At 52.9% G+C, this 12,614-nt stretch carries 9 protein-coding genes; 4 read left to right on the top strand and 5 right to left on the bottom strand.

All coding sequences use genetic code 11. The features are described from left to right. Positions 1-228 precede the first annotated feature (228 nt). From EKN00_RS11140 to EKN00_RS05320, 3 genes are all read right to left on the bottom strand, one after another. Complete coding sequence (locus EKN00_RS11140) at positions 229-1,089, bottom strand: DUF5067 domain-containing protein (RefSeq protein ID WP_127849118.1); 861 nt, start codon at positions 1,087-1,089, stop codon at positions 229-231. A 248-nt stretch (positions 1,090-1,337) separates the two neighbouring features. Further along, positions 1,338-1,991, bottom strand: coding sequence for a TetR/AcrR family transcriptional regulator (locus EKN00_RS05325; protein WP_127849117.1), 654 nt, complete (start codon positions 1,989-1,991; stop codon positions 1,338-1,340). 114 nt (positions 1,992-2,105) lie between these two features. Beyond that, positions 2,106-2,666, bottom strand: a complete 561-nt coding sequence (locus EKN00_RS05320) for a hypothetical protein (protein WP_127849116.1) — start codon at positions 2,664-2,666, stop codon at positions 2,106-2,108. A 119-nt stretch (positions 2,667-2,785) separates the two neighbouring features. Here EKN00_RS05320 and EKN00_RS05315 point away from each other — a divergent pair, with 119 nt between their 5' ends. Next, the gene (locus tag EKN00_RS05315; RefSeq protein WP_127849115.1) at positions 2,786-4,144 is read left to right on the top strand and encodes an MATE family efflux transporter; all 1,359 of its coding nucleotides are present in this window, start codon (positions 2,786-2,788) and stop codon (positions 4,142-4,144) included. 244 nt (positions 4,145-4,388) lie between these two features. Next, a complete protein-coding gene (gene rsgA / locus EKN00_RS05310; RefSeq protein ID WP_127849114.1) occupies positions 4,389-5,471 on the top strand; it encodes a ribosome small subunit-dependent GTPase A in 1,083 nt (360 codons plus the stop codon). A gap of 212 nt (positions 5,472-5,683) precedes the next feature. On the opposite strand, the gene EKN00_RS05305 is transcribed toward rsgA, so the two are convergent. Beyond that, positions 5,684-6,349, bottom strand: coding sequence for a hypothetical protein (locus EKN00_RS05305; protein ID WP_127849113.1), 666 nt, complete (start codon positions 6,347-6,349; stop codon positions 5,684-5,686). A 218-nt stretch (positions 6,350-6,567) separates the two neighbouring features. Here EKN00_RS05305 and EKN00_RS05300 point away from each other — a divergent pair, with 218 nt between their 5' ends. Further along, complete coding sequence (locus EKN00_RS05300) at positions 6,568-7,008, top strand: hypothetical protein (protein WP_127849112.1); 441 nt, start codon at positions 6,568-6,570, stop codon at positions 7,006-7,008. A 705-nt stretch (positions 7,009-7,713) separates the two neighbouring features. Here the strand turns inward: EKN00_RS05300 and EKN00_RS05295 are convergent. Then, the gene (locus EKN00_RS05295) at positions 7,714-10,263 is read right to left on the bottom strand and encodes a TIM-barrel domain-containing protein (protein WP_127849111.1); all 2,550 of its coding nucleotides are present in this window, start codon (positions 10,261-10,263) and stop codon (positions 7,714-7,716) included. Between the two features lie 314 nt (positions 10,264-10,577). Here EKN00_RS05295 and EKN00_RS05290 point away from each other — a divergent pair, with 314 nt between their 5' ends. Continuing rightward, the gene (locus tag EKN00_RS05290; RefSeq protein ID WP_421825454.1) at positions 10,578-11,990 is read left to right on the top strand and encodes an amino acid permease; all 1,413 of its coding nucleotides are present in this window, start codon (positions 10,578-10,580) and stop codon (positions 11,988-11,990) included. The last annotated feature ends 624 nt before the right edge of the window (positions 11,991-12,614 follow it).

Below are 12,614 nucleotides of genomic sequence, written 5' to 3'. Positions count from 1 at the left end.
ATTGAATGGGTTCGGGTATTTTATCGGCGGTGCTGGTATCTTGATGTTAAAATCCAGTGTTTACCGCAAAACCTCTAGGAAATACAACATAATTATGATTGCACTGATCCTGGTCGGCATGGGATTGGTCTTCCTTTGATCTTGTGTGCCGGGTGCACCGGACGGGTAGCCGCCATTATCAATTTGGACAAAGGAAAAGGGTAAACGCGGTGGCGTTTACCCTTTTTGTTACTTGATTGTGTATTCCTTAGTCCCGATGGTATCGAAATTGGAATTGGAAAATTCTAGCGTAACTGGATTGGTGTTCTTCAGTTCAAAAATCAGGACAGTTTCAACCGTTTTACCTGGTAATAATGCGTTGTTAAGGTTATCTTCTTGTTTTTGCAGCGGGTCATTCCCGTTTTCATCGCTGTTCATCATACCCACGTCCAAATCAACGTTTGAGGTGGACGTTTTTTGTTTGGCGTTAATGACCATGTAGAAGTTGGATGGATCCTGCTCCTTGCTCGAGTTGTTGCGAATCGTATTGTAGATGACGAGCACCTTGGTGCCATCCAGGCCATCACGAACCTCCGACTTGGTTAGAGTCATCGTTTCGTTGCCGGCGTAAAATACATTCTTTTTGGCGTTGAAAAACCATTCGTGCTTTGCATCTGTTGGGATGGTGTCGTTTGCAGGTGCCTTGCTGGTCGTGGTGGCCTTATCGATTGCTTTTGAGGCGACATTTTTGCCGTTTTTCTTGAGCCCTGAGTAGCTGATTACCCATGAGCCAACAATTGAAGTGGATTTTTTGATTTTTGCGGTCACGGTGTCACCTTTTTTGACGTCTTTACCGTCTTTGCTGATGAAATTAAGGTGTTTACCGGTCTCTAGGTTAAAGCCAAATGCACTATCGGGTTCAATTTTAGAAATTTTGAACTCAACCGTTTTTCCTTGGACCTTTTTACCGTCATTCAGTGCCTTCTCCAACTTGGCTGCAGTGTAATCAGGTTTTGGGACCGGCGTCGAGCTGGTATTTGTCCCGCCGCAAGCAGCCAGTAGCAAAGTGGCAGCCGCAATGGCTAAAAGAGAAGCGATGTGTTTCTTCATTGTTATTCCCCCAGTCAGCTTTTTACGTGATTCCGGACTGCACGTTGATTGGAATTGTCATTAAGTAATAACAGTAATCTATAAACATGAAATTTATTATAAAAGTGCGCATAAGTATCGGCACCAGATTATATTTGCACAACCAAGTATATGATAACAAATATTCCAAGAAAAGTAAGCGCTTTTAGCACAGGTTTGTGCCGTGGCGACAAAAAAACACCCACATCAATGTGAGTGTTTGCTTTGAGTTATTCGTTGCTAATCTCTGCCTGATAGTAAGTATTCCGCAGCTCGGCCAGCAGCGCCGCCGTTCCTTGCTCAACCAAAGCCTGGTTAAGCGATTCGGGGTGGGCGACGGTGCCGCGAATCACGGCGCGCAAGTAATCACGCAGGAGCGCCTCGACTGTTGTGTATTCGAGGTGATCGGTGCCAATGCGGACGATGGTGCCCGCGACCATAATCGCGTCTTGGAGGTTGAAGTACTGGCAATCCGCATTCCCGTGAATAATGCCGGCCGTGCGCAGCTCGAGTAGCCGCGCCGTTGCGGCAGTATCGTAGTTCGCGTAGGCGGCATCGAGGCGGCTAGCCAGGTCCGGGAACTGCTGCTGCAGGTCCGTGCGAAAAATTGGGGACCGCATTCCCAGCAGCAAGATTGTGTTGAGGCGCAAATTTAAATAACCATCCGCTGTCAGGGGCCGTTCGGCTGGTGGGTTGGCACTTAGTAATTGTTCCCGGCGAATACACACCGCCTCGATGATTTCAGCCTTGCCCGCGAAGTACGAATACAGCGTGGCGCGGGATACGTCAATCAGCTGCGCCAGGGCGTTCATTGATTGTTTGGCAAAGCCGTGAGCCAGCATGGTTCGGCTCAGTGCGATGGTTAATTCATCTTTGCGTTCCATGATTTCACCTCGAGGTTGAGTATACCAAGTAAAATAACGTTTAACAATTGGTAAGCCACAATTACACGGCCGCAAGCAGCACGATTGTGGCGGGCCGGTCAGTGATGCCGGCAGCTACTTGAAGCGCTGCGTGTGGCGGTGAATGATGCGGGCCACCGTAGCGCGGGAGATGTGAAAAAGTTGGGCGGCTTCCTGCTGCGTGTGCGTGGTCGAATAATCCAGGACGGCCAGTTGCTGACCCGGTGTTAGCTTGGCGGGGCGGCCGCGTCTTGTGCTAGATTGGCTAATGTCCTGGCGAATGTGTTGTTCCGCAAGCGCCATACGGGTTTGCGCCGCGATGAGGCTGCTGAGTGTCCGCAGCAGTTTGGCCCCCGTTATCAAGGTGCCGTCATTAGTTACCTGCAGGCGGCCCATGTCCACAATCGTCACGCTCACCCCAGCTTGCAGCAGCGCTTTGAGCACGGTTTGCGCCCCAATCAGCGACGGGGCGAGGGCGTCAATGCTGACGATGTTCAGCTGATCACCTGGTTGCAGGTGCACGCGCAGGTCCGACCAGCCGCGGCGGAAAAAGTCGTGGTCGATAACTAGGCGCATATTCCCCAGGTACCGCATCTGTGCGGCCTGCTCTGTGGCCGACTTGCTAAATGGTGTCTGCCAAATGTATCCGTACTGCACGACTTCACCTTCTTGTATCATAATTATCGATTTATGATACAACTTTGGCACCATTGATTTCAAGCAAGCCACAAACTAATTATAATGGTGCCTATTCTAAAGAAGTTGGTGGCAAAATCGTGGAAGAGTTATTTGAACGGGCTTCAGTGCCCAAGGCGTACTTTACACTGGCCCTGCCGGTGGTGGCGGGGATGGTCGCAAGCATGGTGTACAACCTGGCTGATACGTTCTTCATCGCCCAAACGCAAAACGCGGCGATGGTTTCGGGTGTGGCCATTTGCACGCCACTGTTTTCGTTTCTGCTGGCAATCGGGGACATCTTCGGGCTGGGCGGTAGTTCCGTGATTTCGCGGCTGCTGGGCGGTAAGGATTTCCACCAGACCCGCCGCGTCAGCAGCTTCTGTCTGTACATGGCCCTCACAGTCGGCGTCGTCACCGCCGCATTACTCCTTGGTTTTGAGCAGCCAATTTTGCACATGCTCGGCACGACCAGCGCGACCTACAGCGCGGCCGCGGCCTTTTACCGCATCATGAGCATTGGCGCACCCGTGATTATTATCTCGCTGGTCCCCAGCAACATCATGCGCACGGAGGGGCTGGCGAACGCGTCGATGGTGGGGACGGTCCTCGGCACCGCTTTGACCATCGTCCTGGACCCAATTTTCATCCTGGTGCTGCACATGGGTACGGCTGGGGCCGCGCTCGCCACCGTGATTGGGTACCTACTCACGGACGTGCTCCTGATTGTGCTGACAATGAAAAAGGCGCACGTCATCAGCGTCAGTCCGCGGCTGTGGCGGATTGATAAAAGCGCGGTTTGGGCGGTGATTGCAATCGGCGTGCCGGCCGCAATTACCAACCTGACGCAGGCGTTCGGGACGGCGGTGCTCAATCGGTACGTGGTGCAGTACGGGACCGATGCCATGGCGGCGCTGGGCATCACCCTCAAGATTTACATGGTGATTATGCTCGTCATGGTCGGTTTTGCCTTCGGGGCCCAGCCGCTGCTTGGTTACAACTACGGGGCGCGCAACTTTAAGCGGCTGAAGGCTATCATTAACTTTGACCTGCTGGTTGAGGTTCTTTACGCAGTCGTTGTTGCGGCAATTTTGATGCTGCTGGCACCGCACCTCGTTGGGCTGTTCATGCACAATCAGCACGTTGTGGCCGCGGGGACCGTGATGATCAGAATATTGCTCATCAGCACCCCGGCGGTCGGCGTGTGTCTGGTGCTGACCACGCTGTTTCAAACGGTGGGGGCAGCGGGTGCGGCCTTCATCATGGCCATCGCGCGGCAGGGGGTTATTTTCCTGCCGGCGATTATGCTGTTGCACGCACTTGCGGGGTATGCCGGTGTGCTCTGGGCGCAGCCAGCCGCGGATGTGCTCACAATGCTGGTGGGCCTGTGGTTGTTCCGGCAGCATTTTCACAAAATTTTCGCCGGTAATGGTCGTCAGGACGATAACCCAGGCCAGTAGCAGAGATCGTGCAATCCGGATATTTGCGGCCTGCATAATATGATACAATGATGACAATATTTGTACCCGTAAACGGTACGGCAATTAGGGGGTTCAGCGTTTGGCGCAACCTGCTAATTGTGGAAAGGATGTGTGGAAAACATGGCTGAGAAGAGCATTGTAATGGGCGTTGGCATGTTGGCGGAGGGTCAACTTACGCAATAGCGAACTTTTCCCTCCAGGATTTTGGAGGACACACAAAAAATTGAATAGTAACACATTAATGCAGTACGGTTTACCCGCTGATATAGCTGCCATGAACAGCACGGGCCTCACGCTCGGCCGCGTCGCACAGCAGGGGCGCAACCTGTATTCGGTGCAGACGGAGGACGTGCGCGTTCAGGCGCAAGTTTCCGGACGCTACCGGAACATCGCCTTTGGCCCGAAAGATTACCCGGCGGTCGGGGATTGGGTGCAGGTGCGCATGCCGGATAACCCTGGTGACAACGGGATTATCGAACGGCTCTTGCCGCGCAGCAGTCAGTTCACGCGCAAGGCGGCGGGCACGACGAGTAATCTGCAGGTTGTCGCCGCCAATGTTGACGCCCTGTTTTTGTGCATGGCAATGGATGGCAACTTCAACCTGCGCCGCCTGGAACGGTACATGGCGGTCGCCAAAGACAGTGGGACCACGCCCGTCGTGGTGCTCACCAAGGCGGATTTGGCCACCGATTTTGCCCAGCAGGTGGAAGACGTGGCCGCAATCGCCGGCGATGCGACCGTGCTGATCTGCGATGCAACGCGCGCTGACGGCTGGCAGGAGTTACAGTCGGCGATTGAGCCGGGCAAGACGTATGCCTTTTTGGGTTCATCCGGGGTCGGTAAATCGACGTTGATTAACCGGCTGCTTGGCAGTGATGAGCTGGCCACGGGCGGTATTCGCGAGGACGACGCACATGGCCGGCACACGACCACCAGCCGGCAACTGCTGCTGGTTCCTGGTGGCGGGATTGTCATCGATACCCCGGGAATGCGGGAACTAGCGATTGCCCAAGCGGACGTGGACGGGGCCTTTGCGGATATTTTGGCCTTGGCCGCAAACTGCAGGTTCAACGATTGCTCGCACACCGTTGAACCCGGCTGCGCGGTGCAGGCGGCAATTGCGGACGGGACGTTAGCGCCGGCCCGCTTCAGCAGTTACCAGCAGCTGCAGGCAGAAGGTGCCGCCAACACGCAGCTGCGGGGGCGTGCCCGGGAGCACGCGAAGATTGAAAAAATGTTTGGTTCCAAGAAAAACATGGTGACAATCATGCGGGCGGACAAGAGCAAGAGCAAGCGGAAGCACTAATAGATAAAAACGAGACTCGGTCACAATTGCCGAGCTGCAAGGAAAGACGACCGAATATTTCAGTTATTGCTGAAGTGTTCGGTCGTTTTTCCTTGCTGAGCTACTTTTATTGTCAGTCTCTGTTGTTGCGCTCGACGTAGAAGGCCCGCATTCCGAAAGTACGGAATTGCGGGCCTTCTTACATAATAAATTGTCAGAGCTGTGATAATTGATTATGCACATGATACCAGTGAGGCAACCAAACCAACTATTAAACCAGCCACAGTCATATTTGAACCAACAAACCCAGCAAACTTAGATACTAATTTTGCAATTGCTGTGGCAATAGCCCAAGATGAACCTGTTTTTAAAATCTTCATAAACTTACCAGTAGCTTCGTCACGAATCATGTCGGCCACCATGCTTATTGAACCGAATATTGGTGTCGTGCCAACGACTACACATGCCGCATAGTTTATTAATTCATTGTCTGAGCGATCACCAAATAATGCAACATATAGTTTAAAAGCTTCTGCGTCACCAGCTTCACCACGTTCAAAAATTAATTCTGGGTTCGTGACTTTGTAAGTCCCACTTTCGTCTATGGTACCAGCTTTAGTGAAGTAAAACTCAAGATCTTCAGCTATTTTTGCTATATCCTGTTCTGTGAATCCTTCAGGAATTTGATGTGGTGCTTCCAAGGCCTCATTGATAGCAGTATCTAAATTCAAATCAACATTGTCATTGGCTTCTGAAGTTATTACTGAATCAGACTTTTGTGAGGTTGCAGAAGAATTAGTTGAAGTGCTGTCTGATGCAAAAGTGAGAGTAGCAGGCGCAATTGCAGCAGAAAGTGTGATCATGCAGAGCACAGCGGTAACAAACTTAGGTAGTCTCATGGTAATACCTCCTTGAGTAATATAAAGCGCTTTCCATCTATAGCATAATGATAACAGATTGCTCTTTTTAAAAACAACAGGATTGGTTTAATAACATAACGAATTTTATGACAAAATGAGTGACTTTGCCCTATAATAGGAGCGAGAGGCATGGAAGACGATGACGGACAAAAACGAAGGGGGAATGACTTGTGGCGGGATGGCCTGAATGGGATCAAATGGATGAACTAGAAAATACATTGCGCTTGGCACCGGCATACAATGCGCTTGCTATAAAACGAGTTATGGATCCAGAGTCAAGGCAAGCACGTGCAGTCTATGATACCTTTTTAGGATACAGTTTGTTGACGGAAAGTAATGAAAAAATTGTTGTTGTGATTTTTACGTCACAAATGGTATACATCGTTGATATGTCTGGCAAATATAACGCCGAGCGTATGACTGAGAATGCCGAAAAAATATCAAAAAAGAACATAAAAAATTTACATGTATATCGTAAAGGACTGTATTTGGTTTTGGAATTTAATTACGGTGAGAAGGTGTTCTGGGGCTACTTTGATACCTCTGGTGGCGTGCGATACAATTATCGGAATCTAAAATACTTGGCTTCGATTGGATTTTATGGTCTGATTGCGCCGTTTAGTCTCAGCAACATATAAAGCTATACTGCGTAAGTTGGAGCATTAATTCAAAACTGCAAGAAATTTGGTTTTTGGTTCCATCAGATTTGTACATAAAAATTAGCTTCTAACTATTTATTCTTTTTTGTCGAAGTTGAGGTTAACAGAACCTAGTTACTGTGCCTAAATAAAAAGGCCGAAATTCTGAAAGCTCAGAATTTCGGCCTTTTTTGAGACTTTAGCTGTGACCGAGTCAGTGCATTATCTCAAAATAAGATAATCAGGCACTGAAAAGATAAAATGACGCCAATTTTTTTCAAGATTTACCGATTCGTGAAGTACAACAGGATAACGCCGAACCCGGCAACAAACAGCATTACCGTTACCACCCAACTGCTATAGACCGCCTGCAGGGTGAACGGGGGTGTTGATGCACCCGCAGAAGTTTTGAGGTAATGCATGTACTTGCGGTTTCGCACAAGTTGCCACCCGCCAATTGCGATCAGTAATACGCCTAATGCTACCAACCAAGGACTCATCCTATCAACCCCTATTTCGTATTTATTGACTACATTATAGCTCTAATAGTGGAGACGGCAACCCTGCGCTGAAAGATAATTAAAAATCGGACTTTAGTTGTATTATCGTTAAAATGTGGCTACTTGATTATCCTTATAAGGCTTGAAGTTCTGGGAGTTCGGGCCCTTTGTTTTTGATAATATAATTGTGACCGAGAGCGTTTGGTTATAGCCCGACCTCAATTTCAAAGGTGTTGGCGCTGATGTTGACCGCCGGGATTTCAATTGTGAAGCCCGTTTCGGTGCGCATGGCCGCAAACGGATCACCGGCGCGCATGCCGAAGCGCTTCGGTACGTTAATTAGTTCGCCGTTCATCTGGACGACTGAGTACCGCGGCTCGGTTGAGCACGGAATGAACACGGTCGTTGCCTGGCGTAATTCCTGTCCGGCAAAGGTGCCAGTGGTCGCATGAATGGTGATGTGGACAGTGTCTCCGTCATCCATGATTGCATCAATGCGGGTCTGCGCCTGCTTCCCGTGCGCGTATGCCGGTGTTTGGCCGTCATCGTCGTATTGAACGAAACTGCTCTGGTTGTATCCTGGATAATAATCAAGCCGGCGGGTGTTCGGCAGCTGGTCCGGTGTCATGTGCGGCGCGACGAGGGGAACGATACTGCCAGCGCGCACGAAGATTGGCGTCTGGCCAAGTGGCGCGGGGACATTGCTGATGGTGGTGCCCCCGTTATATTCGCGGCCGGACCAGAAGTCGGTCCAATCGCCGGTGGGCAGGTAGACACTGGCCCGCTCTGCGTTACCACGCTCATCCTGGTGGTACGGCGTCGTGATGGGGGCGATGAGGAAGGCATCACCCAGGAGCAGCTGGTCGTTCAAATCATCGCTGTAGGTGTAGTCGTTTTGCTCAAGCCACCAGGTTGGTCGCATGATTGGCTGGCCCGTTAACCGCGCATTTGCGGCCAGACTGTACAAGAACGGCACCAGGCTGGTGTGGTATTCCAAGTACGCTCGGTTAATCGCCGCGGTTTGATCGCCGAACTCAAGGCCGAGGTGCTTGGCCACATCGCCCCAGCCGTCCATGGCAAAGAAGGTGGGGGTGAAGGCTTTCCACTGCAAATCACGGGTTTGGACAATCGGGTCGCTGCCAGCGTAAATACCATCGACGTCACTGGCGATGTTCGGGTTGCCGGACAGACCAGAACTGAGGTAACTACCAATGTGGGATTTAATGTTGCGCCAATTGCTGCCGGCCTGATCGCCAGTCCAGATCAGGGAACTGCGCTGACTGCCAGCCCAGCCGTCGAGCGTTACGATTGCCGGACGCAGACCCGCATCGTTGAGCGCGCTGGCGGCTTTGGTCGTGGCGTTCAGGCCGAACGTGTAACCTTCGCCAACCCACGCCACATCCGTCTTGAGGGCGCGCACACCCGCGGCAATTTCGGCGTTCAGGTCGCGTTCCCCCTTTGCCGGTTGCTCCGGGTTTTGCGGCTTCACGGCCTTTTGCGTCCACAAGCCGGTTGCCACACCGTGGGCACGCGCGTACTCAATGAATTGGGCGAGGTTGGCCAAATCACCGCTGAACGAGTTGGTCTGTCCGTAACCAGCTCCGTATCCGTCGTTGGGCAGCAGCCACCCCAGGGGGTACCCCGCATTCTGGTAGCGGTCAATGACGGCGCGCGCGGAAAACTGGTAGTCGTGTTCACCATTCAGTGATTCGTGGATGGCGGACTTGGGGTTGCCACTTGCATCGGCGTCGGTGAAGGTCACGTTGCCGCTGCCGTAGACGTTAGGAATTAGCGTCTGGCCGGCTACGGTGATGGTTCCCGGCCGGTAGCCCGTGTTGAAGGTTTCCGGGTTTACGGGCTGGTATTCCTTGTACCAATTACCGTCCTCGAACTGCACGGCGCCGCTCGAATCAGGTGTGACCGCCACCCAGTAGTCCCGATTGTAGGCGTTGAAGTGGGCCGGGTAGAAGGTGAACCGCGGCATGAGCGCTGGCAGCCCGGTTAGTTCGTGGTAACCGTGAATGATTGCAGTCGGCGTTTGCCCCAGAATCAGGTAACCGTCGTACACCGCATCTTCGTGCAGCAGCCGCGCGCCGAAGTGGGGGTTACTGAAGTCGTAGGTGCCGGGGGTAAACGTGTTGCTGAGGAAACCGTAGCCGGTGGTGCTCCAGAAAAACGGCACGGGGCTGGACACCCCGCCGAGCGTCCAGCGGTTTTCGTTCCTAATCTGAATCAGCCGGTCATTAAGGGTCACAATTCCGTTTTGGGTGCCACCACCGAAGTAGTGCGCGTGCGGCCGCGTCTTAATGGTCGTACTCCAGTGGGCGGTCTTCACGTCGCTGTCTGGGTCGGCGCTTGCAGCATCGGCGGACACCAGCTGGGGCAGGGACTGGCGCACCAGCAAATCTTGGCCGGCAGCAATACTGAGGCTGCCATCCGTGATTGTTAGCAGGTAGTTCCCAAGGGCAGCGGTGTTCCCACTGAGGACGAGGGCCTGACTATCGTGGTTAATGACGATTGGCGTCTGGTATTCCTGACCGCTACCACCAGTTGCGACGGTGGCATCAGCGTGCTTTTGCGTGGTCACTGCGGCCGGGATGCTGGGCTGGGTCGGCCATGAATCGGCGCTGGTCACGGTGAGGCGCACAATGTGGTCGTTCACGGCGCTGATGCGGGCGTGCCAATTATGGTAGGTGAAGGTGATGGTGCCTTCTGGGTTCGCTAAATCGTGGATGGCATTCGGATTTTCTGGCATAGGAATTTCCTCCGTATTTTACTTGGCTATAGAATACCGCAAAGCGTCGCTGAAGTCGCTAAGTGAAGTGACATTTCGCGGAAAAGTTAATCCCAGCATTTTTAATATGTCACAAATAATGTTATGCTGTTATGTGCAAATTAGCATGTTTCCGCGTAAACGTGCCCCGCATCTGCAAGGACGGCGGGCATTCGGCTGGGCGGCCTTAACAATCGGGTCGCCCTTTTAATATTGCGGCGAAAATTGCCGTGACAAAATGTGTAATATCAGATAATAAGGAGTTTCTCTTGGCACAAGCAAAACACGATAACGAAATGGCCCGCGAGCTGAAAACACGGCACCTGTCCATGATTGCCCTTGGGGGATCAATTGGCACGGGGCTGTTTGTCGCCAGCGGTTCCGCGATTGCCACGGCCGGCCCGGGTGGCGCCATCTTGGCGTACTGCGCAATTGGGCTGATGGTTTACTTTTTGATGACTAGCCTTGGCGAGATGGCCACGTACATGCCGGTTTCCGGGTCCTTTTCCGAATACGCCAGCCGGTTTGTTGACCCGGCTTTGGGCTTTGCGCTTGGCTGGAATTACTGGTTCAACTGGGCGATTACGCTTGCGGTGGACGTGGCCACGACTGCCATCTTGATGCATTTTTGGCTACCGGCCGTGCCCGGCTGGATTTTCAGCCTCGGCTTTCTGGTGCTCATCTTCGCCATCAACATCATCTCGGTGAAGGCGTTCGGGGAAACCGAGTACTGGTTATCGATGATTAAGGTCATCACCGTCATTGTTTTCCTGATTGTCGGTGTGCTCACGATTTTCGGCATCCTCGGCGGCGGCCCGGCGATTGGACTGCGCAATTACACACTGGGGGACGCACCGTTTCACAACGGCTGGCCCGCGGCGTTATCCGTCTTCGTGGTCGCGGGTTTCTCCTTCCAGGGTACCGAACTAATCGGTATCACGGCGGGGGAATCGGCGACGCCGGAAAAGAGCATTCCCAAGGCGATTAAGCAGGTGTTCTGGCGGATTCTTCTATTTTACATCCTCGCAATTGCGGTGATTGCGGCCATTATTCCGTTCACCAGCCCCAACTTGCTGGGTTCCGGGGCCAGCGACGTGGCGATTTCGCCATTCACGCTTGTGTTCAAACGCACGGGACTTGCCGGCGCGGCCAGCGTGATGAACGCGGTGATTCTGACCTCCGTGTTGTCGTCGGCGAACTCGGGGATGTACGCATCAACGCGCATGCTCTGGGCGATGGGCGGCACTGGCTTTGCCCCGCGGATTTTTAGCAAGACGAACGGGCGCGGGGTGCCACTACCGGCGTTGCTGGCGACAACAGCTGTCGGTGCGCTCACGTTCCTGACGAGCATCATGGGCCCGCACGTGTACACACTGCTGGTTGCGGCATCCGGGTTGACCGGGTTCATTGCGTGGCTCGGGATTGCGATTTCGCACTACCGATTCCGGCGCGCGTTCATTAAGCAGGGGCACGCGGTCTCAGAACTTGTGTACCACGCCAAATGGTTCCCAGTCGGGCCGCTGCTCGCACTGCTGATGGGCATCATCGTAATCCTGGGGCAGGACTTGCAGTCGGTGACGCACTTCGACTGGTCACGGCTGCTCATATCGTACATGTCCGTGCCGCTCTTTATCATTTTGTACGTCTACTACAAAGTCCGGCACAAGACCAAGCTGATTCCCCTGGATGAGGTCAAGCTGGATAAATAGCCGGGCCCAAACTTGGAGGACTGTCGTTGTCCGGCAACGTAAGTGGTTTTGTGCTTGTTGGGTACTGAGTGGTCTAGGGGCCGCGACTGGGCGGTGCCGGTGCGCGTTCCGTGCGGCTGGGATTTTCCGTGCGGCCGGTTGAAGCCCCAAAAGCGGGGTCTTCAACCTAAAAATTGAGCCCCGCATCTGTTTTTGGGGGTTACGAACTTAATATGTGTTGTTAAGATTCGCTGGGAAAGCTTTGTCCTCCTAGCGGGTCTTAATTTTTGCCGGCTATGGTGTGGAGAAGCCCGATGCAAAACCCGCATCGGTCTTCTCTCACCATAGCTTTCACAGGAAAATCCCAGCCGCACTACACACGCACCGACCCCGCCCAGTCGCTACATAGTGGTTAAAATATAAGGCTTACGACGGCACCATATAAAGCAGAATTAACTGTCGTACCGGACTCCATCACGATTCATGGACGTTATGGAGTCTACCAATACGAGGCAATTGGATGTCACTTTCTATCCAGCGGAGCGTTGTGGGGTTTGGCCGGAGGGTGCGGGCTGGGCCTCGGGTGTGCCGCCCAGCTTGATGAGTGAGTAGCATCTTTGATGCGTACTCACTCACATGCGCACG

The sequence above is a fragment of the Lacticaseibacillus hulanensis genome (assembly GCF_004010095.1).
GTDB classification, from domain to species: domain Bacteria; phylum Bacillota; class Bacilli; order Lactobacillales; family Lactobacillaceae; genus Lacticaseibacillus; species Lacticaseibacillus hulanensis.
This window is presented reverse-complemented; position numbering and strand designations above follow the sequence as displayed.

Bases quoted from the DNA above. Each gene is read 5' to 3' on its own strand.
- EKN00_RS11140 (WP_127849118.1), bottom strand. From the start codon at position 1,089: ATGAAGAAACACATCGCTTCTCTTTTAGCCATTGCGGCTGCCACTTTG.
- EKN00_RS05325 (WP_127849117.1), bottom strand. From the start codon at position 1,991: ATGGAACGCAAAGATGAATTAACCATCGCACTGAGCCGAACCATGCTG.
- EKN00_RS05305 (WP_127849113.1), bottom strand. From the start codon at position 6,349: ATGAGACTACCTAAGTTTGTTACCGCTGTGCTCTGCATGATCACACTT.
- EKN00_RS05300 (WP_127849112.1), top strand. From the start codon at position 6,568: ATGGATGAACTAGAAAATACATTGCGCTTGGCACCGGCATACAATGCG.
- EKN00_RS05295 (WP_127849111.1), bottom strand. From the start codon at position 10,263: ATGCCAGAAAATCCGAATGCCATCCACGATTTAGCGAACCCAGAAGGC.
- EKN00_RS05290 (WP_421825454.1), top strand. From the start codon at position 10,578: ATGGCCCGCGAGCTGAAAACACGGCACCTGTCCATGATTGCCCTTGGG.